20 protein-coding genes and 1 rRNA gene are annotated in these 22,035 nt (G+C 33.3%); 5 read left to right on the top strand and 16 right to left on the bottom strand.

Annotated features, from left to right (window positions below; all coding sequences use genetic code 11):
• Positions 1 to 204 precede the first annotated feature (204 nt).
• The 15 genes from EKH84_RS03100 to EKH84_RS03030 form a co-directional block, all read right to left on the bottom strand.
• Positions 205 to 1,730 (bottom strand): 16S ribosomal RNA (locus tag EKH84_RS03100).
• A 436-nt stretch (positions 1,731 to 2,166) separates the two neighbouring features.
• Positions 2,167 to 3,534, bottom strand: a complete 1,368-nt coding sequence (locus EKH84_RS03095) for an MATE family efflux transporter (protein WP_127065110.1) — start codon at positions 3,532 to 3,534, stop codon at positions 2,167 to 2,169.
• Positions 3,535 to 3,794: 260 nt separating this feature from the next.
• A complete protein-coding gene (locus EKH84_RS03090; RefSeq protein ID WP_127065109.1) occupies positions 3,795 to 4,184 on the bottom strand; it encodes an FMN-binding protein in 390 nt (129 codons plus the stop codon).
• 196 nt (positions 4,185 to 4,380) lie between these two features.
• On the bottom strand, positions 4,381 to 4,896 hold the full coding sequence (locus EKH84_RS03085; RefSeq protein WP_127065108.1) for a flavodoxin domain-containing protein: 516 nt from the start codon (positions 4,894 to 4,896) through the stop codon (positions 4,381 to 4,383).
• A complete protein-coding gene (locus EKH84_RS03080; protein ID WP_127065107.1) occupies positions 4,893 to 5,381 on the bottom strand; it encodes a MarR family winged helix-turn-helix transcriptional regulator in 489 nt (162 codons plus the stop codon). The genes EKH84_RS03085 and EKH84_RS03080 overlap by 4 nt, the downstream gene beginning before the upstream one ends.
• A 540-nt stretch (positions 5,382 to 5,921) precedes the next feature.
• Positions 5,922 to 6,422: a hypothetical protein gene (locus tag EKH84_RS03075; RefSeq protein ID WP_127065106.1), complete on the bottom strand. Its 501-nt coding sequence runs from the start codon at positions 6,420 to 6,422 to the stop codon at positions 5,922 to 5,924.
• 208 nt (positions 6,423 to 6,630) lie between these two features.
• Positions 6,631 to 7,323 carry a response regulator transcription factor gene (locus EKH84_RS03070; RefSeq protein WP_127065105.1) on the bottom strand — a complete coding sequence of 231 codons (693 nt, stop codon included), beginning with the start codon at positions 7,321 to 7,323 and terminating at the stop codon, positions 6,631 to 6,633.
• A 69-nt stretch (positions 7,324 to 7,392) separates the two neighbouring features.
• A complete protein-coding gene (locus EKH84_RS03065) occupies positions 7,393 to 9,147 on the bottom strand; it encodes a sensor histidine kinase (RefSeq protein ID WP_127065104.1) in 1,755 nt (584 codons plus the stop codon).
• A 20-nt stretch (positions 9,148 to 9,167) separates the two neighbouring features.
• Complete coding sequence (locus tag EKH84_RS03060; protein ID WP_127065103.1) at positions 9,168 to 10,364, bottom strand: hypothetical protein; 1,197 nt, start codon at positions 10,362 to 10,364, stop codon at positions 9,168 to 9,170.
• A 2-nt stretch (positions 10,365 to 10,366) separates the two neighbouring features.
• A complete protein-coding gene (locus tag EKH84_RS03055) occupies positions 10,367 to 11,338 on the bottom strand; it encodes a lipopolysaccharide biosynthesis protein (RefSeq protein WP_127065102.1) in 972 nt (323 codons plus the stop codon).
• 165 nt (positions 11,339 to 11,503) lie between these two features.
• Complete coding sequence (locus EKH84_RS03050) at positions 11,504 to 12,664, bottom strand: ROK family transcriptional regulator (RefSeq protein ID WP_127065101.1); 1,161 nt, start codon at positions 12,662 to 12,664, stop codon at positions 11,504 to 11,506.
• A 98-nt stretch (positions 12,665 to 12,762) separates the two neighbouring features.
• A complete protein-coding gene (gene xylA / locus EKH84_RS03045; RefSeq protein WP_127065100.1) occupies positions 12,763 to 14,085 on the bottom strand; it encodes a xylose isomerase in 1,323 nt (440 codons plus the stop codon).
• A gap of 35 nt (positions 14,086 to 14,120) precedes the next feature.
• On the bottom strand, positions 14,121 to 15,662 hold the full coding sequence (gene xylB / locus EKH84_RS03040; RefSeq protein ID WP_127065099.1) for a xylulokinase: 1,542 nt from the start codon (positions 15,660 to 15,662) through the stop codon (positions 14,121 to 14,123).
• A 224-nt stretch (positions 15,663 to 15,886) separates the two neighbouring features.
• Positions 15,887 to 16,489: a pentapeptide repeat-containing protein gene (locus EKH84_RS03035; RefSeq protein ID WP_127065098.1), complete on the bottom strand. Its 603-nt coding sequence runs from the start codon at positions 16,487 to 16,489 to the stop codon at positions 15,887 to 15,889.
• 178 nt (positions 16,490 to 16,667) lie between these two features.
• The gene (locus tag EKH84_RS03030; RefSeq protein ID WP_127065097.1) at positions 16,668 to 17,441 is read right to left on the bottom strand and encodes an endonuclease/exonuclease/phosphatase family protein; all 774 of its coding nucleotides are present in this window, start codon (positions 17,439 to 17,441) and stop codon (positions 16,668 to 16,670) included.
• 247 nt (positions 17,442 to 17,688) lie between these two features.
• Between EKH84_RS03030 and EKH84_RS03025 the strand changes: the two genes are divergently transcribed.
• From EKH84_RS03025 to EKH84_RS03005, 5 genes are all read left to right on the top strand, one after another.
• A complete protein-coding gene (locus tag EKH84_RS03025) occupies positions 17,689 to 17,976 on the top strand; it encodes a hypothetical protein (RefSeq protein ID WP_013655085.1) in 288 nt (95 codons plus the stop codon).
• 101 nt (positions 17,977 to 18,077) lie between these two features.
• Complete coding sequence (locus tag EKH84_RS03020) at positions 18,078 to 18,512, top strand: hypothetical protein (protein WP_013655084.1); 435 nt, start codon at positions 18,078 to 18,080, stop codon at positions 18,510 to 18,512.
• Positions 18,513 to 18,691: 179 nt separating this feature from the next.
• Entirely contained in the window at positions 18,692 to 19,096 is a 405-nt protein-coding gene (locus EKH84_RS03015) for a DUF4342 domain-containing protein (protein ID WP_127065096.1), read from the top strand.
• A 67-nt stretch (positions 19,097 to 19,163) separates the two neighbouring features.
• Positions 19,164 to 19,877 carry a response regulator transcription factor gene (locus EKH84_RS03010; protein WP_270049180.1) on the top strand — a complete coding sequence of 238 codons (714 nt, stop codon included), beginning with the start codon at positions 19,164 to 19,166 and terminating at the stop codon, positions 19,875 to 19,877.
• A complete protein-coding gene (locus tag EKH84_RS03005) occupies positions 19,864 to 21,051 on the top strand; it encodes a sensor histidine kinase (protein ID WP_127065095.1) in 1,188 nt (395 codons plus the stop codon). The genes EKH84_RS03010 and EKH84_RS03005 overlap by 14 nt, the downstream gene beginning before the upstream one ends.
• A 161-nt stretch (positions 21,052 to 21,212) precedes the next feature.
• Here EKH84_RS03005 and EKH84_RS03000 read toward each other — a convergent pair whose 3' ends face one another.
• Positions 21,213 to 21,905, bottom strand: a complete 693-nt coding sequence (locus tag EKH84_RS03000; RefSeq protein ID WP_127065094.1) for a TIGR00266 family protein — start codon at positions 21,903 to 21,905, stop codon at positions 21,213 to 21,215.
• Positions 21,906 to 22,035 lie beyond the last annotated feature (130 nt).

The following is a 22,035-nucleotide window of genomic DNA, read 5'->3' as shown; positions in this document are numbered from 1 at the left end:
TTATGCTCTAGGTATCCTAGGGAACGGTACTACGGATCATAGTAACTAAGCCTCCAAAATTACATTGATTAAATACTAGTTTGGAACAAATAAAATAGGCGTAAGCACTGAGCTTACGCCTATTTATCATATCGTTAAATATCGTTCACAAACAAACTTTCAAAACAAAATAGTAACTATTAAACCAGCGATTTCTATCCTTAGAAAGGAGGTGATCCAGCCGCACCTTCCGATACGGCTACCTTGTTACGACTTCACCCCAGTTATTGGTTTTGCCTTAGACGGCTCCCTCCCCGAAGGGTTGGGTCACCGGCGTTGGGCCCCCCCAACTCCCATGGTGTGACGGGCGGTGTGTACAAGACCCGGGAACGTATTCACCGCGACATTCTGATTCGCGATTACTAGCGATTCCAACTTCATGTAGTCGAGTTGCAGACTACAATCCGAACTGGGACTGCTTTTTTGAGGTTTGCTGACTCTCGCGAGATCGCTTCCCTTTGTAGCAGCCATTGTAGCACGTGTGTAGCCCTAAACATAAGGGGCATGATGATTTGACGTCATCCCCACCTTCCTCCAAGTTATCCCTGGCAGTCTCTCTAGAGTGCCCAACTTAATGCTGGCTACTAAAGATAGGGGTTGCGCTCGTTGCGGGACTTAACCCAACATCTCACGACACGAGCTGACGACAACCATGCACCACCTGTCACCAATGTCCTAGCAAGCTAGGAAAGGTCCGATTAAAGACCGGTCATCGGGATGTCAAGTTTAGGTAAGGTTCTTCGCGTTGCTTCGAATTAAACCACATGCTCCACCGCTTGTGCGGGTCCCCGTCAATTCCTTTGAGTTTCAATCTTGCGATCGTACTTCCCAGGTGGAATGCTTAATGTGTTAACTTCGGCACCGAGACCCGTAAGCCCCGACACCTAGCATTCATCGTTTACAGCGTGGACTACCAGGGTATCTAATCCTGTTTGCTCCCCACGCTTTCGTGCCTCAGCGTCAGTTATGGTCCAGAAAGCCGCCTTCGCTACTGGTGTTCCTCCGAATCTCTACGCATTTCACCGCTACACTCGGAATTCCACTTTCCTCTCCCACACTCTAGTTCATCAGTTTCAGAAGCAGCTTAGAGGTTGAGCCCCTAAATTTCACTTCTGACTTAACAAACCGCCTACGCACCCTTTACACCCAGTAAATCCGGATAACGCTCGCTCCCTACGTATTACCGCGGCTGCTGGCACGTAGTTAGCCGGAGCTTCTTAGTCAGGTACCGTCATTTTTTCTTCCCTGCTGATAGAAGTTTACAATCCGAAGACCTTCTTCCTTCACGCGGCGTCGCTGCATCAGGCTTGCGCCCATTGTGCAATATTCCCCACTGCTGCCTCCCGTAGGAGTTTGGGCCGTGTCTCAGTCCCAATGTGGCCGTTCACCCTCTCAGGCCGGCTATGGATCGTCGCCTTGGTGGGCTGTTATCTCACCAACTAGCTAATCCAACGCGGGTCCATCCTATGCCGATAAAATCTTTACTATAACAATCATGCGATTGTCCATAGTTTATGCGGTATTAGCGTTCGTTTCCAAACGTTATCCCCCTGCATAGGGCAGGTTACCCACGCGTTACTCACCCGTCCGCCACTAAGTTCTAGGAGCAAGCTCCTATCACTTCGTTCGACTTGCATGTGTTAAGCACGCCGCCAGCGTTCATCCTGAGCCAGGATCAAACTCTCATATAAAAGTTTGTCCGTGTAGTATCTCTACTACTGACTATTTTACTTAGTACAAGTTGTACTGATTCTCATCTCTTTTAGAGACGTAATGAATCGACTGGTTTATAGTTACTATTTTGTTTTCAAAGTTCATTTGTTGTTTGTTTATCAAGGCTTAATGCCTTTTGTTAGCAGCTTTTTTCGCTGCCGACTCGTATAATATTACAGTATTACTAATAAGAAGTCAACACTTTTTTTAAACTTTTTAGAGTTTCTTTATGAAATATAAATGGATTCTATAAATATACTCCTTAATACCTCATTCTTTCTATCTATCCCTCATTTTTCTTCTCTCTTTTAATAAAAAGACTCTACTACTTTATAAATAGTTCCTCATAAAATAGTCTTTTAAAAACTATAATGTGAAGATGCTTCTATTTAATAAAGTAGAAGAGTTCACTTTTTAAATAATTAACTTGTTATCTAATCTTATTAACTTATCCTTATGTTTTAAATACAGATAAGTGCTTGCCAAAACAATACCTTTTATAATACTAGTTATACTTATACTCCACCACACACCATCTAATCCTAATGGTCTACATAGTATTATTGCTAATGGTATGCGTGCCCCTGTTAATAGTATACTTGTGAAATTAGGTAAGTACGTCCTACCCATCCCATTAAATGCACCTGTTATTGTAATTTCTACACACATAAATAATTGAGAATACCCTAATATGAGAAGATATTGCATACCAACCTTAATAGTTTCTATCTCTGAAACGAAAATTCTCATTAATAATTCCCTTCCAAAAATCAGCAGTACCGTAGAGAATAATCCTACACTCAGAGCCATTAACATTGTAATTTTAACACCCTTACCTATACGTTCCTTTTTACCTGCACCATAATTTTGGCCTACATAAGTAGCAACAGCTGTAGAAAATCCTCCTGCTGTTAACCACGAGATAGATTCTATCTGTGAGCCAATTTTTTGTGCTGCAATAGGAACTGGCCCCCAGTGTGCTACAATACGACCAATAATCATCGAAAAAACTGTGAATAATCCACTCTGAATAGCTCCTGGTAAACCTATATGTGTGATTTCTCTAATAACTTGCCAATCTGGTTTTGCAAAAACCTTAAGAACAAAATAATCTAGTTTCCTTTTCAAAATCACTATTATAAAACATAACGTTACTACCATTTGAGCTACAACAGTAGCAAGAGCTGCTCCTAATACACCTAGCTTAGGAAAACCAAACAATCCAAAAATAAGAACAGGATCGAATACTATATTAAATATAAGACCAATAGTATTAATAATAAATGGTGTTTTACTATCTCCTAAACCATTAAAAATCCCACTAAATACTGGACCAGTAAAGAAAAATAGCATTGCTGCTGAAACTGTTACTAGGTATGTTCTAGCCATACTTATGACCTCGGCATCCCCTAAAGTAAAGAAATCTATAAGTTGCTTATTAAATAAGATTAAGAAAAAACCATATAAGAGTGCTAGAATGGTATTCATCTGCAGTGCACTAGTAATATACTTCTTTGTTTTCTTATAATCTTTACTGCCTATACTTTGAGAAACCTTAATGCTTACACCTAATTTTGTAATCATAATAAAGGCTTCTGCTAACCATGTAAAAAATCCCGCTGTTCCTACAGCTGCTACTGCATTACTCCCTATCTTCCCTATCCAAATCATATCTATCAAACTATATGCTGTTTGAATAAAAGATACCCCCATAATGGGTATCGCTAATTTAATAAGTTTTCCTGTTATTGAACCTGTTGTCAGATCTATTCTTTGTCCCATACCATTTCCCTTCTTTGTTAATTTACTCCTTAGATTTGCTGTAAAATACTATTCTTTCATACTTCTTCATCTTTTTACCACGCACTACTCTCATGTGTGTTTCTGTGAATATTATTAACAATGTATCTTTTTGAGTATGTCACATACTCAGACTAAAAAGCAATATAAATCTTGAATTAAATACATATAGGAGACCTTCTCATTTTACTAGCAAGGTCTCCTATTTTTAACTATATATAATAGAAAGTTTAGTTATAGAACTAATTTCTTGTTTTGCTTAGAGCTATTTCTACAGACTTTAAGTAGGCTTTAGAAGTAGCTGTGGCTCCAGATACTGCGTCTATATCTACTTGTTGCTTATCTATAATTTGTTCAAAGAGATTTTTACTTACATCTGGTATAAGTGGATTTGATAGCCTTTCAATCGCTATAATCTTACCACCTTCAACTTTCACTTCGACTTCACTTAACCACCTGCTATATTCAAATTTCCCTTCATAGGTTCCATCTGGGATCTCTGATATATTAATTTTGTTAACGGGTGTATTACACATTGCTGGAATATCTTTTGTTACCCCAACTGTAATACCTCCTCCTATAATCACTATACCACAAATTGTCCCAATAATAATTTTTATTCCTTTTTTCATATTTTCTCCCCTGATCTTTCTTTCCAGTAGCTTACTACTAACACTCTAATAACTTGAATCATCTAATCCATACTTAGAGTAAGAGCTTTATGCTTTAATTCATATCCATAATGTTTACTATACTTTAATGTTTCTAATTTATAGTTGTATTAATAGTTATAATAATTTCTATCCCCTTATTAATAACTAGAAGCTCCTATACTTGATTAAGTGCTGTTGTAAATTTGCTAATTCTTTCTTCATCAAAAAGCTCTATATCTACTTTAGTATCTACTTTAGCTGGATTTTCTTTTGTCTTTTCTTTGGATTCTGTTATTTTCTTTATAATAAATTTTTCAAAGAAATTCATTTTTTTAAAGTAAAAGGCACCTCCGCAACTTTCTACAGCAGTTAAATTTTTAATAAATTCTTCTGTGAAATTATTTTTAAGATAATTTTCTATTTGGCTAGAATCCATACAGCAAAAATAAAGGGCTACTTTTTTAGTTTTTAAAATGTCCATATGAGCTTCACAAAAGCTTTTAATATCTTTATTAATCATTCCTGCATAAATAGGTGTACCTAATATAACTTTCTCATAGTTATCTAAAACAATATCACTCTTATCCTTTATACTAACAAGCTGTACTTCACCTTCAAGTCCTTTTGCTATACGTTCTGCTCCTACTTTTGTTGCACCATGTTTTGATGCATAAACCACTAATGTTTTCATATTTCATAACCTCCATTTACTAGCTCTTCCATTTTTATTATATTTTCTAATAGTCTTTGTAAGCATCGGGCTGTCACTTGTATTTCTTCTTCTGGTATGTCTTTATACAGTAATTCTAGAAAATGTTCTTGATATACAAGTTTTCCCCGGAAATATTCATAACACTTAGGACATACTCTTAGTCTTAAGATCCTAGCATCATTTGAATCTTTTTCCATTTTTATAAGACCTTTATCTAGTAACTTTAAGGCTAGCTGTTTTACATTTTGTCTCGAACTTCCTAATGCTTCAGAAACTTGAGTTAAAGTAGGTGGTTCTTCTTCAAATTGAAGAATCATAATGACTAGTAACCACTGCTTTAAGCTGATATCCCCCGGCCCTCTATCTGCAACCCCTTGAATCTTATTAGCTAACACATGAAGTACCGCGAATATAAACTTACTAGGTCCTATCTCCTGTATATCTATAGCTACTTGTTTTGCCATACTACTCCTCCTAAGTAAATACGAAAGGTAATATATTACCTTTGTACGTAATATATTACCTTTCGTATTCTAAGTCAATATTTTTATAATATTTTATATTTAATTAATATTTATTCCTATATTTAAAATCCTATTCAATTCATCGTTATGACCTAGTATTATTTTTATTATCTATTTAATGCTTTACCCTCTTAAATAATACAATAATTAATTTTCTATTTGCATCTATTCCATATTACAAAGTCTATAGATGGTTTTTTTATTAAAAGCCATGTTATCTAATCTAACATATAAATATAGCTAGACATATTCTCAATATAAATATCTCTAAAATAACAAAACATTGCTTTTCAACAAAAAAATAATGCAGGGTCTCAAACTTCTGATTCCCTGCAAATCTTAACCTTTTTAAACTCACAGTGCATAATTGCTCAGCTTCTCCCACTAAGCATGATATAATACTTAAGTATAAATAGGCGCTTTATTAGCATCTTAATGCTCTAAGATTAAATAACTCAACACCTTATATGAACTTTTGGGCTATTGAATAATTATAAAGGATTTCATTATCTTCATAATGGCATCCTCATTTTGCTGCCAATTTTGCTTAGATACGTCTATATGTATACCATATTTTTGACCTTCAAATACTAGATCTATAATTTTGCGTTCATTTTCTTCCTTAATAAACATGTTGCCTCTTAAACCATTTGTGGTTTCAAAAATTGTACTGTCAGAATCTGTTTTTTCTAATTCAATAGGTTGATCAGTATAATAACAATAAATAGTTTCCTTTTCATCCTCATTTACATAGATACAAATACCCTTTTTATCTTCTTGCTTTACCTTACCTTTTGCAGTTTCCCAATTATAAGGATAATGTACTTCAAAACGTGTTACATCATCTAAATAAGGTAAACGTATACCATCTCTTTTAATAATCTCATTTTGTTTCCACATTAAAAATAGTACAATTGTTGAAATTGTGCCTATTAAAGCAAGTAACCCCACTATCTTAAAAATTAATTTTGCTTTCTTCATCTATTCTCTTCTCCCTTTCCCCGTACTTTCTAACCTTATTCTCAGACCTACTCCAGCTTACTTTCTAACTTTTTTATATTTTTATATATTATATAGATTCTATTTATACAGTCAATCCATTATGCAGTTTCTTGACGCAATCTTAACATCACTTGTAAGATATAAAAGAGATGGACTTTCTAAAATGTCCATCTCTTTTATATCCCTTCTATTCTCCAAACTTATAACCTACACCCCATACCGTGTAAATATAATCAGGCGTTCTAGGATTTTCTTCTATTTTCTCCCTTAGCTTCCTAATATGAACCATCACTGTGTTATTATTATCAAAATACTCTTGACCCCATACACGTTCATAAATCGTCTCTATTTTAAACACCATACCTTTATTCATCCATAAAAGTTTTAATATACTTAATTCAGTAGGTGTAAGATTAATTTCTTCTCCATTCTTATGCACCTTACCTGTTTCTAAATTAAGCGTTAATCCGTCTTGCTCTAAAACCTTACTACTTGTATGTGCCGTATTTAACTTAGTAAATCGACGAAGCTGAGCCTTTACCCTAGCAATAAGCTCTAGTGGATTAAACGGTTTTGCGAGGTAATCATCTGCTCCAACTGAAAGGCCTAATATTTTATCAATGTCCTCTACCTTAGCTGAAAGCATAATAATCGGCGTATTATATTGTTCTCTAATCTTGATGCAAGCATCTATCCCATTTACTACTGGCATCATAACATCTAATATAATAAGGTCTATCTGTCTCTCCTCTACTAACTGCAGTGCCTCTAGACCTGTCCCTGCTTTCTCTACTATATAGCCCTCATTTTTCAAATAGATTTCTATTAAATCCCTTATTTCTTTTTCATCATCTACTATGAGTATTGTTTCTTTCCCCATTTAATCACCTCATTTGCTTATTGCCCCATATTATGGTTTATATTACTACTTTCAATTATAGTGCCTTTATTATGTCCTAGGTAATCCTATTTTAAAGCTAATTAAATCTTCATTAATAGTCGCTCCTATTTCACCACCATGTAACTCTACTATATTTTTAGCAATGGCTAGCCCTAAACCACTTCCTCCTGCCATGCTATTCCTAGATTTATCTGCTCTATAAAAGCGTTCAAAGAAAAGTGATACCTCTTCTGGTGAGATATTTTCAAAAGCATTACTAACTGCGACGTAAATTTTGTCTCCTATAGCACGGAGCTCCACATATATAGCTTCTCCTTGTGGACTATACTTAATGGCATTTTCAATAAGATTTTCAAATACTCTTGTCATCTTCTGAATATCTACCTCTGCCGTAGTTCCTGTACTATCAATATAAGTTTCTATCTCGATATTTTTATCACTTGCTAAAGGCATGAGCTCCTCAATTAATTGATTCATTAAGTTACTCAAAGAAATTTTCTCTTTTTTTAATTTAATGGCTTGTTGATGGAATTTAGTTAGCTCAAAAAGGTCTTCAATTAATACCTTTAATTTTTCAGCCTTAGTATAGGCGATATCTAGGTACTTCACTTGATCTTCTTTATCGTGACCCCCCCCATCTTTTACTAAACCAATATATCCTATAATAGAAGTAAGTGGTGTTCTAAGATCATGAGCTACATTAGTAACAAGTTCATTCTTACTTTTTTCTGCTTGCATCTGTGCTTCTATCTGATATTTTAACTCTTTTTCCATGTGAGTGATAGATTGAGCTACCTCCGCTAATTCATCTTCACCTATTACTTCTATTTTATAATTTAAATTACCCTTTGAAATTTCTCCTAAGCACTCTGAAAGATATTCAATATAAGCCACCTTATCCCTAGTTAATCTAAAAATGATTAAAATAAATAAACCTGCGCCTGCAATAAAGCCTAGAACATTACCTAAGTCTGTATGAACAGTATGTGAAAAAGGTTCTATAGCCGTTTCATTATATAAATAATACACTTCATTATTTAAAGTAACTGGATAAATACCTACAAATTTGCTACTATCCCCACTAGCCTCACTATTATTGGTTTTTTGAATCGCATTAATCAAATTCAAACTATCCACTACACCATCTTGATACATAATCTTTCCTGTTCCATCTACTAAATAAGTCACAGAATCGCTATAAAAGAAATAGTCACCTAATGCATTATCTAATATCTCTTTTATTCTTGCTTCTACTAGTATCTCTTTTGTCATTCCTCTAGAAGTAAAATACTCTGTTATAGCCTGATCAACATTTTCTTTACTCCAGGTATTGTTATGATACAACTCCAATAACTTGGTATAAAGTTCACTTAGCGCTGACTCTCTATTGTTATTTCCTGCATTTAACTCTTCTTCATTGAGTCCTAAAAACTGCTCAATTCTATATTCATCTTCATATTGGATAGCTTCCTCTAAAGCAGTATAATCAATATTCTTACCAATATCTGATACCTCTAAATTATTAATTTCTTGTACCATATTGAGTAATTGATTTTGAACGTATTCTCTGCCTTCAGTATAAGTAACATATTCATTTGTTCCCATATCCGTACGATTAATAAAATGAGATACTACCAAGAAAACAACAGTTGCTGCCATAAGTGCCAATATCACCATAGCTAATAATTCTAACCATAAATGTTTGCCAACCGTTGTTTTTCCTCTTTTATAAACCTTACCTATTCTTTCCTTAAGAGGTAGCTTATTGATATGCTTGGGTTCTTTTTTCCTTCTAATCTTCACTATTTCACCTTCTTTTAGGCCTATTGTACTTCACTGCTATAGCCACCATCTATAATCTCTAATCTAGAATCTGAGTCAGCCTCTAAAGTAATCGGTGTAGAACCATCCCCATAGGTGTATATTTTCTCTCCTTTTGGTGATATGCCTTCTATTACATCAAATTCACTTAATACCTTATTTCTATCTTCATAATAGTCTTCAGTTTGGTTATTACCTAAATATTTCACTTGGAAGCCTTCAATATTAGAAGGTAAAGTTAAATTAACTGGCTCTGTAACATAACCTAATAATTTAATGTGTTCAGGTACAACTGTTGTTTGTATATCTATAGAAGCACGTTCACCATTGAGTGCTATTTCTTTAAAAGCACCATTTAAGTTAATAATACTACTTTCATCTTCTACGGTAATCTTACATACACTATCTGATTTAGCATCTATACTATTACTATAACCTGCTACGTTAATCTTATCATATTTCCCTCTTAATTTAATATTAGAATAATTACTTGATAGTTTGATATTAGTAGGTATTTCTGACTCTACATAAATCTCTCTATTCTCTATATCTTGTATATCAATATCTTGGTACTGGCCTGTTAAATTAGCTTTTACTCTTCCTTGCACTTCTAATTGTGCTGGCTGATTAGAATGAATCTCTAATATTCCTGAATTGATATGTGCTGATATTTGCTCATAACTCCCTTTTAGTTTTACTTCTGAATATTCCATGTCAATTTCAAACTTTTTTACATCTATATCTTCTAGGTTAATGTTATTATCTCTATACTTACTATAGTAGCTATACTCATTGTTTTTTATCTGTATCGTATCATATGCCTTCTGAGGTAAATGGACTGTAAGACTTGCTTTATCCTCTTGAATTCCTATATAGACTGTTATTTCTTTAGTTTGCTCCAAATTAACATAGGTGCTATTTCCTTTTGTTTTTACTTCTAATTCAAATTCAGGTGCCATACCTAGTAGGTCTGTAAAGCTTTGGCTAAACTCTACGTATGGTTTTCCTTGAGTTACTTCTACTTGGACAGGAATCTGGGAATCAATATAAATACTTTCTAGAGCATTTATATCTAAGTCCTGCTTATCATAGTCTGTATATGCATTGAGCTCTTTATAATAAACTTGTCCAGCAATAACAGCACTTGTTATAAAGCCTATTCCAAATATTATGCTAAAAATAATAAGCCATTTCTTCATGTCTATCTCCCCTCCTGACTAGTGCGTATTCTTCTAGGCTTACGATATCTCTGTATTAGATTTCTTATTTGCTTAATCATCATAATAAATAGGATGGTTAAAATAGAACCAAAGGCCAGCGCCGTTATACTACTTGTTATTCCAAGGGCAATTAATAATGCACTAATTTGAGTAGCAAAAAAGCTAGTTATCCCTATAATGAATATTCCCACACCAAAAGAGCCTACTATTCCAGCTATAAAAAATCCAAGAAAAGTAAGTATGACACTTCCAATAATCCCGATAAAAGGTAAAAGCATTAAAATAAGTATAAGTTTCGCTAAACGCATTCCCCATTTAACAAATCTGCTTCGCTCCTTTTTTTGATAATTATCCTTATAAGTTGAAAATGAAGTATCATTATATATTTTTTCTTCCTTATCATTGTTTATATTATACGTATTATGATTTTCATGATATGTTTGTTCTTTGCTCATAGAATCTGTTATTTCTTTTTCAAAGGACTTTATATTTTCAGTAGATAGGTTAGCTAAATCTACTTTTTCTGATTTAATTTTACTTGTACTTATTTTATCTAAAGTTTCATTGATCTTACTTAAACGGCTTTTTCTAGCTGTAGATTTACTTTTTTCAAGTTCCTCTGCTACTTCTGCATTTTCTTGAACTAAGTTGGCTTCTTCCTTAGTTTGATTATTATCTATATTTATACCCTCTTGAGTGATAGACATTTCTAAAAATGGTTTGCTATCACTAGTTTCTTTCTTCAAAATGTTTATTTCTTGAGTCGTATTAGCTTGCTTTGCAGACTCTAAATGAGGGAATGCTTGCTGATTTATATGCGATTTATTTTGTTCTTCTTTATCAAGTTCTACCTCTTGATTTTTACTATCTTCTTGGACTAAATCTTGTAGTTCTATCTCTTTTTGCATCTCATCCCCAAGAATATTGTAGCTTCTATAATCCCTTTTAGCCATTTTTTATCTCCTATCTTACTTGTTCTACTATTAGCATAACGGGTGTTTCTTAATATCTTTATCCTTTATGAATTAAGATTTCTTAAGAACTTAATATTCAAATATAAATAAAAGGAACTAGTTCATTCATGAATCTTCTAGTCCCTTCATTATTACCTATTCTTTTTATGCTTCACTTTCATTACTAATTTTATAGAAATCTAAGATTGGTAGAAGTGCTGCTCCTAAAGTAGTCGTATTCTTGATATCTGAAAAAGTAATATCCAAATCTAATCTTTCCATAATTTCATTGTATTTGTTAACAACATTTTGTAAGACAGTAGGTTGCGTCTTTATTAATCTTCCTACCTTTCCACCTATGATAAGTGTCTGAATATCTAAGACCATCGTGAGGTTATAGATAGTCATCATCAAAATCTCTATACCTTCTTCAAGTATCTCACATGCAATAGGATCATTCATTTTCACTAGCTTTTCAAATTTTAAAAAGCTCTTTATATTTTCTCCTGTACGTTGTTTGTAGCGATTAAGTAAGCTACGAGTAGATATATGATCCTCCACTTTATACGCTCGTCCAGTATCCTTTTCTACTAAACGCATATGGCCAAATTCACCCGCACGTCCACTTGTTCCTGTGTAAATTTCTCCATTTACAAAAATACCGCCACCTAAACCTTCATTTATACCAATATAAATCAGATTTTTAAGTTCTTCATATTTACCAAGATTCTTTTCTGCTAATAAAGAAAGATTGGCTTCATTTTCTACATATACTGTATCGTCAAACAAATCATAGATTTGATTTAATGGAATTTCTTTATATCCCATATTTGTTTGTTCTATAGTACCTGAATTCTGATTAAGTGTTCCAGGAATAGAAATGCCAATACCTAATAAATTTTCTTCTGGTATTTTAAGTTCTTCTATAACTTCATCTACTAGCTTTTTACCTTTTATGAAGTAAGTCATGAGTTGCTCTTCTTCGCAATCAACCTCCTTAGAAATAAGTACTTCATTTAATAAGTTCATTGCAGCTACTGCTACTTTATATTTCGTAATGCTCATCCCAATAGAAATTCTCGCATTAGGAATAAGCTTAATAATCTTAGGCTTTCTTCCACCTGTATAAATATCAGATTCTACCTCTTCAATAATACCAGCCTCTTTTAATTCGTTAATATTAGTAGTAACAGTAGGGATGCTAATTTTGAGTGTATAGGCAATATCTAGTTTGGTTAGGTTTTCACCTTTACCTATTAACTTTAGGATTTTCTTATAATTTGTTTCTTTTATTAAATTACCTTTTAAAATGACTCTTTTATTCATTACTCCTCCCCTTTACACTGTTATTTCTGTTTATATTATATATGATTTAAGTCTCTAAAGGTAGTTAAATCTGCCTTTAGAGACTTATTAATTCATATTTATTTATTGTTATAGATATATTGGTTAACTACGGTTTCTAACCATTCTTGTCTACCAGACTTATTAACGATAGGTTGTTGTTTAAGTGCATATGCTTCTAACTCTTTAAAACCTACGTTACCACTTACAATATCTTTACCAATACCTTCATTAAAGCTTGCATAACGATCTGCTACAAAATCTTCTAACACGCCATCTTTTAGTAAGTTATAAGCTACTTTTAAACCTTTTGCAAAGGTATCCATACCCGCAATATATGCGATAAATAAATCCGCTTCTTCAAATGAGCCTCTTCTTACTTTTGAGTCAAAGTTAAATCCACCTGGTGCAATACCGCCTGCTTTTAACACTTCGTACATAGCCAGTGTTGCATCATAGATATTTGTTGGGAATTGGTCTGTATCCCACCCTAGCATAAGGTCTCCCTGGTTCGCATCAATACTTCCTAATACGTTGTTAATTCGGCTCATATTGAGTTCATGTTGGAAAGTATGCCCTGCAAGTGTAGCATGGTTAGCTTCGATATTCATTTTGAAGTATGTATCTAAGTTGTATTTTCTAAGGAATGCAAGTACGGTTGCTGTATCAAAGTCGTATTGATGTTTTGTAGGTTCTTTTGGTTTTGGCTCGATAAGGAATTGTCCTGTGAAACCAATTTCTTTAGCATAATCTACTGCCATTTGTAAAAGTCTTGCAAAGTTGTCAAGTTCAAGACCTGTATCTGTGTTTAAGAGTGTTTCATAACCTTCTCTACCACCCCAGAATACATAGTTTTCTCCTCCTAATTCTTTTGTTACTTCGATTGCTTTCTTAATTTGAGCTGCCGCATAAGCAAATACTTCTGCATTGCAAGTTGTTCCTGCACCATGCATGAAACGTTTGTTATTAAAGCAGTTAGCTGTTCCCCAAAGAAGTTTAATGCCTGTTTCTTGCATTTTAACTTTGATGTAAGCTACTACTTCATCAAGAATTTGATTAGTTTCAGCAAGGTCTTTACCTTCTGGTGCAATATCTCTATCATGGAAACAGAAATATTCAATCCCTAATTTTTGCATAAATTCAAAGCCAGCATCTACTTTAGCTTTTGCCATTTCAATAGGATTAGCTATTTGGTTCCAAGGTCTAGCTGCTGTAGTAGAACCAAATGGATCTCCACCTTCAGCACAAAGTGTGTGCCAGTAAGACATTGCAAAACGTAAATGTTCTGCCATTGTCTTATCACCTACTTTTTCGTCTTTGTTATAATGTTTGAATGCAAGTGGGTTTACTGAATCTGCCCCTTCAAATGGGATTACCCCAATTCCTTTAAAAAATTCTGCCATTTTTTATTCCTCCTTAGGATTAAAATTATTTTATTTTAGTTATTTAAGCCACTAAGCTTATCATGATGTTCTTTAAAAGTATCTTTTAGCTGGGTATATAAAGTCTTATAAATTGGATAGAAGTTCTTATAATAAGCTACATTTTCTGAAATAGGTGCTTGTGTTGTTTTAATGCCTATTATTCTTTCACAAGCTTCTTTCTCATCTTTATAAATACCAGTTCCTACACCGGCCAGTATAGCTACACCCAAAGCAGGTCCTTCTGATACATTGATTGTTTTGACTTCTGTATCAAATAAATCAGCATGGATTTGACGCCATACATCACTTTTACCACCGCCACCTGATATTTTTACACTAGTGATTGGAATATTGTTAGCTTTAATGAGTTCGAAACAGTCTAATAAGCTATATCCTACACCTTCCATAATAGCTTTTACCATATGACCTTTACCTTGAGATGCTCTTACGCCAAAGAATACACCACTTGCGTAAGGATCCATATGTGGTGTGCGTTCCCCCATAAGGTAAGGTAAATAAATAAGGCCTTCACTACCTGTACTTACTTCTCTAGCCTGATCAGTCAAAATTTCATATACATCACAATTTTTTTCTATTGCTATTTCCTTTTCTTCTTTGCAAAAAGTATCTCTATACCACTTCAAAGATAAACCAGCGCCTTGTGTAACTCCCATAACATGCCAGGTATTAGGAATAGCATGACAGAAAGTTTGTATACGTCCTTCTGGATCTGTTACAACTTCATCTGTATAAGCAAATACAACTCCTGAAGAACCAATAGTTGCTGATACATCTCCTGTAGCTACAATACCATTTCCTATAGCTCCAGCTGCTTGATCTCCTGCTCCTCCTACTACGGCTGTTGTTTCACTTAATCCTGTTTCAATAGCCACCTTGCTTGAAACATAGCCCGTTATTGCATGAGATTCTACTACTGGTGCCAAAAGAACTTTATCAATATCTAGAATTTCTAATAGTTCATCGCTCCAATCTCTCTTATGTATATCTAACATCTGCATACCACTAGCATCCGATACTTCTGTCATAAATTCTCCGGTTAACTGGTAGCGAATGTAATCCTTTGGCAAGAGTACCTTATGAATACGTGCATAAACTTCTGGCTCATGTTTTCTTACCCAAAGTAGTTTAGATAAAGTGAAGGCTGGTATAGCTACATTTCCAGTTATAGAAGCGAGTTTTTCTCTACCTACCTGCTCTTCCATCTCCTTAGCTACTTCTGTTGTTCTATTATCACACCAAATAATAGCATCTCTTAATACTTTGCCATTCTCATCTAATAGCACTAAGCCATGCATTTGGCCTGAAAGTCCTATACCCTTAATTTCACTTGTATCAATAGCTGACTTTTTTACAATCTCTATTAAGCTTGCCTTAGTTGCTTCCCACCACGACTCTGGATCTTGTTCGGCCCAACCAACCTTTTTTTGAATAATGTCATACTCTTTCAATGAGCTACTGATAACCTCTCCTGCCTCATCAAATAGTACAGTTTTAGTTCCAGATGTACCTATATCTATCCCTATTAAATATGCCAAGCTCCTTCCCTCCTTTTATTTTAATTAACTTGATTTTAATACTTTTCAAATTATTTTTCAATACTTTTTATAACTATTTTAAAAAGTTTTTTATTTATTTTGTTTAACTAGTTTTCAAACGGAATATTACTTATGTTTTTCACTACTTTTTTCATATAAAAAAAGCAGTAGTCAAGTTGCTTTCAACCTTACCTACTGCTTTTTAACTATAAACAATCTAAATCCTATATACTGCCTTCTCTTTCCTCCATCACCTGTATTCCTAACATCTTACTAAAGTCCACAGCTTGGGTTGGTGATAATCTTAATCCTCTTACATCTTCTATCCTTAAATTAATACCGTCAATAATGCAGCTACTTAGATCTATGCCTTTTAGCTTTGTTCCGCTTAACTCTGCTCTTTGCATTTCACAATATTTAAACTGTACATTGTTCATCTTGCATACGCTAAAACCTGCTTGATTCATACGACATTCATTAAAAGTAACACCTTTTAGATTGCTTCCTCCTAATACAAGGTAATCGCACTGACAACCATTAAAAAGTACTTCTCTCATAGAAGATTCCATTAAATGTGTTCCTATTAATTTACAACTAATAAACTCGCTATGATGAAAAATGGCTTTATCAATGTTAATATTAGATAAATCACAGTTTTCAAATCTCACATGAAGAAACTCAGTACTTTCCCAATCAATATCCATAAAGCTAACATTTTTAAAAACTACATCTCTAAAAATAACATTACATGCATTTGACTCCTCTATACTACAATCTTTGATTGTTAGCTCATTGAATTCATCCTCATCATTAATGATATAACTCATTGTATTTCCCCCCTTATCATTTTGTATTTCGCCTCTGTATCTTCTGTAGTCTTATATATTTTGGGTTTTATCTGATTCCAATAACTCTTTTTACTACCTACTTATCCTATTTATTACATTCTATTTTTTAGACAGTCTCCCTTTTTATTATTATGACATATGCTATGGGTATACCTTATCACAAATTAATCTCTGCTAAAATAGGATAATGGTCTGAGGGATATTTATTATTTTTTTGATATTTGATAATCTCTACATCTTTAATTTCAAATTCCTCTGATACAAAAATATAGTCTATGTGTAACCCTCTTGTTTTTCCTTTGAAATGCCCCATTGTCGCCTCATTGTAAATTTCCTTCTTAACATCTTGAACTGCTATAAAACGTTTATCGCTATAGCTTCCCTGTGAAAACTGTTGGATTAATTTACTTTGTGGCCCAGCATTAAAGTCCCCCATTAAAATACAAGGTAATTTTTCCTTTTGATAACACTCCCCAACATACTCTCCAATCTTTTTTAAACCATATTCTCTAGCAGATGGTAGTAAACAATCAAGATGTGTATTATAAATTCTTATTTTTAAGTTATTAGCTAATTGAATAACAGCCGTAGTACAAATACGAGGAAACATAGAATACCAGACAGAACTTCCTGTTTTGCTAGGTGTTTTTGATAACCAAAAGGTTTCCTCTTCTAAAAGATTATAATCCTCTTTAACCAATAAATTATTCCTCTCATTAAAATAACGTTTTGTTCTACCCTTGCCTATCATATAGTAGCCATCTATGGCTTTATTTAAATCCATATACATACGATCTGTTACTTCTTGTAAGCCTACTACATCACAATCATACTTTTTGATAACTTCATAAACTATCTCGGAACGATGCCTCCATCTATTACGTACATCCAATATACTATCTGCTCTTACATTAAAACTCATTACTTTCATTTTTAGTGCCTCTTTCTCCATCGTTTATATCTACTATTTTATTGTGTCTTAAAATTTATTCTTTGAAACCATGTATATTATTTAAATTTTAGCAAATACTATGTTTCTAAGTTTCCTATTTTTTAACATATCTGTGTTACTTGCCTCATAGTTATAATAATAGGGACTTTAACCTTAGTTATAATACATCATCTAAAAATAATCCATAGGTTATTACACTATAATAAAAAGGAGGTTATGTATAGCTATGGACAAAAAACAACAACTACTTCAATATCTTAATTCTCACCTTTTTCTACCTGTATTAGAATCCCCCTATGCATCCTCACAACTCAAGTATGATTTTGAGCATACTAGACAAACCTTAGAAGAGTTCTCAGCCGAAGGCATATTGTTTTACATTTGGAACTCCTTTGCTAATAGTGAATCTCAAAGGATTTTATCTAATCGATTACTAGATGAAGGATTTATTAACTATGAGCATACTCTAGATCAATTTAAGAATGAATACACTTACGAATGGCTTATGTCTTAATATTACAAAGTTGATACTCTCCTTTAATTTGGTTATAATAAGATTAATAGAATTTAATATCAATCTTAATTAATCCACGAAGGATAAGGAGCTACTATTTTATGAGACGCTACGCCAAATTATCATCTATTGATAAAAAACTTTTCATAGACATTCTTAAATTCTTTTTTGATAAATGTGATAAAGTGAATATCTATTTTCCTAATACAACTAAAAATGCCCAAGCTAAAGAAATTAATACTTTTAAAACAAATTTTTTAGCTGCTACTCATATCATTGAAAACCCAGAAGAACTAGGAAACCTAGAAGAATCACTTGAAGAAAAAGATGGTTTCTCTATGATTATTGCTTCTCTCACTGAAGAAGTAAAAGAGCTTATTATTCAGATGAAATCTAATCTTTCTTTAAATCTTGGCCTTATTCAAGGTGATAAAGTGCTTTTCTATCTAGGGGATGAAGATGAATGTGTTGTTGAGGCAGATGAAGATTCTGATATCTTTAAGTCTACCCTCTTTGATACTTTTAAAACGATTTAATCTAGAATACATGATTTTTCTTAAAGCCATATTCTCCTACTTTACAGAGAATATGGCTTTATTGCTTTTCTCATTAATTTTTAATAATCCATTTATGTTACTCTCATGAATAAAGGGTATATTATTACTATAGGAATATATCCTATTCATTAATAAACTTATAGAAAGGAGTTTACCTCATGGGAAATATAACTTTAGAACAAATTGATCTTATCATGCAACGTACACATGTTTCTTATTCAGAAGCTAAAGAAGCCTTAGAACAAGCTAATGGGGATATTCTAGAGGCATTGCTCCTACTAGAAAGAAAAGAAAAAGCGCCTAAAAAGGATAATCACTCTACTACCGAAAAGGTTACTTCTTTTGTCGATAATCTTAATAATACTACCTTTATTATGGAAAAAGATGGGCGTACTTATATAGATGTTCCTTTGTCTATTGCTATCATTACATTTATTCTTTGTTTTCATGTATCTCTTATTGCTTTGGTTATCTCTTTAATCATTGGTATAAAAATTCAGGTTAAAGGTGAGAATGAAATTGCTCGAAAAATTAAATCTACCTTTGACGATTTTACTAAATAATTTAGACTGACTAAATTTCTTTTAATTTCTTTTATTATGGTATAATAAAAGAAAACATTTAAGCTTTTTGTTTATTTATAAAGAGGGTGATTTTATCAAACGTATATTAATCATTGAAGATGAGGTAAAAATTGCACGTTTTCTTCAGTTAGAACTCCAGCATGAAGGCTATGAAGTTAATATGTCTCATGATGGACGCGAAGGCCTTAATATGGCACTTGAAAATAACTATGATCTACTTATTTTAGATGTTATGCTTCCTTCTTTAAATGGTATGGAAGTTTTAAGGCGTATTAGACAAGTTTCAAGTTTGCCTGTTATTATGCTAACAGCTAAAGATGATGTCATGGATAAAGTAATGGGATTAGATTTAGGGGCACAAGATTACATGACTAAACCTTTTGCCATTGAAGAACTTTTAGCTAGAATCCGCGTACTTTTTAAATTAAAAGCTACTACTCCAACTGCTACTCCTGAAGTTCTTAAATGTGGCCAGTTAACTTTGGATCCAGAACGTTATGAGGTAAGCTATAATAATATTCCTTTAGCGCTTACTAAAAAGGAATTCGAATTACTTCAATTCCTTATGCTGAATAAAAATTTACTTATTACTAGAGAACAAATTCTCGAAAAGGTATGGGGATATGACTATTTAGGGGATACTAATGTTGTAGATGTTTATATCCGTTACTTAAGAAATAAAATTGACCAAAGGTTTGAAGATAAATTAATTTATACGGTTAGAGGAATGGGGTATCAAATAAAAGATGGAGAAAGCTAATTCTAAGAAAAAATCACCTGTTAGACTTATTGGCTCCGGCTTTATTTTTATCCTGAAAATTTTAGGTGCCATTTTAAATGGTACCTTTCTTGTTATCTTTAATCTTATAGGTTCTTTTTTTAAGAAATATCGTTTTTCTATTAGTTTCAAGGTCAACTTACTTTATAGCGTACTTTATACCTTCCTTTTTTGTTTAACTTATTTTACTACTCAATCTATCTATGTTTCGCACTTTAGAGATAATGCCGCCTTGCACCCTATTCTTAGAAATTTTAATGTACTTTTAAGTGTAGCTATTTTAATATCTTTACCTCTATTTTTAAGTATAGGACATTACTTGGTAACCATGATGCTTACTCCTATTAAAGATATGACTACTAAAGTGCAGAATATTAACGGTAATGATTTAATGACTAGATTAGATACAGACCTCTCTAAGGATGAATTAAAGGACTTAGCTATTACCTTTAATCAAATGATGGACCGTATTCAAGTTTATGTAGAACGACAAAAACAATTTGCTTCGGATGTCTCTCATGAGCTGCGTACGCCTCTCGCTATTATTCAAGGCTACGCTGATATGCTGGAACGTTGGGGAAAAGACAATCCTCAGATCCTAGAAGAAAGTATTTCTTCAATTGCCGAAGAAACAGCCAATATGAATACCCTTTTGGAAAAGCTTCTTTTCTTATCTCGTAGTGATAAACATACTTTAAAGGTGGATATCAATACCATAGATTTATCTGCTCTTTGTAATGATATCTTGAGAGAAACCAGCTTTATTGATGATGCTCATGAACTTATCTCTAAAGTCAGTCCTAATGTTATGCTTAAAGGGGATAGTGCTCTTATTAAAGAACTTATTCGTATACTAGTAGACAATGCTTTAAAATATACTCCTGAAGGAGGTAGTATTACACTAGGTTGTGCTACCACTAATCAAAATATCGTATTATCCGTCAAGGATACTGGTATAGGTATTCCCAAAGAACATATTCCTAAACTCTTTGAACGCTTTTATAGAGTAGATGAGGCCCGAAATAAAAACACTGGTGGAACAGGCTTAGGTTTAGCTATTGCACATGAAATTGCCGAGACCCATCAAGCTAAGATTTTTGTTAATAGTGATATTGATGAAGGTACAGAATTTGTTATCTTTTTTCCACACGAATAGTTCTAATAGTGTGAAGGAATCTTTGAATAGAAAAATACCTAAATAAATTTCTCTTATGGACATAGAAAAACGTCTTAAAAAAGCTATAACCTAATTAAGACGTTTTTCCATAAACAATTTTACTTCACACACATACTTAATGAATAAGCTAACAATGATATTTAATTATGACTTGCCTTTGTAAATCCCATTTTACATAACCAACCATCAAAGCCTTTAGGATTACGAGTCTGAATTAATACAACTCCTGGCCCACGAAAGCGACATACGAGACATTCTCCGGAAGCAATACTCCTTAACCAGCCATTATTAGAAGCTTTTTCAATATTATATTGCATATAATCGGCCCATGCTACCAGATGTCCATTATCTACTATGTACTCTTCTCCTGGTTCTAAATTAATGGCATGAATAGAACCATACGAGCTTAAAAACACAGTTCCTCTTCCACTCACATTTAAAATGAAAAATCCTTCTCCTGAAAACATACCTCGAACTAAATTTTGAGCTTTGGTACTTACCTCAACACCTTCTGTAGATGCTAAAAATCCATCTTTTTGTACACGTAAACCATATGACCCATCTAATTCTACATCAATAATACCTCCTGGAAGAGGATGTCCAAATAATACTTCTCCATCCCCTCTGGCAGCAGTCAAATATTGAAAGAAGAAACTCTCTCCCGCTAACATACGTGTAAGACCTCTTACAATGCCTCCTTCTGTTCCTCCTGTAATATCAATCGTATTAGACATGCCTATCATGGCATCTGATTCTGCCTTGATTCGTTCGCCTCTACTTAATTGACACTTTACAATAGGAAAAGCCCCTTCATACAAAATTTCGTACTTCATTTCTTGTCCCCCTTAAATTAATAAAAAATATATTTCTAGCTATATCAACTCTGCCTATGAAAATGTTAACAATCTTATATTACTTATATTTATATTACTTATACTTATATTACTTTTTTACGTATTCTTA

The sequence above is a fragment of the Cellulosilyticum sp. WCF-2 genome, assembly GCF_003990395.1.
GTDB classification, from domain to species: Bacteria; Bacillota; Clostridia; order Lachnospirales; family Cellulosilyticaceae; genus Cellulosilyticum; species Cellulosilyticum lentocellum.
Note: the sequence above shows the minus strand (reverse complement) of the source record. Positions and strands in the feature narration are given on the sequence as shown.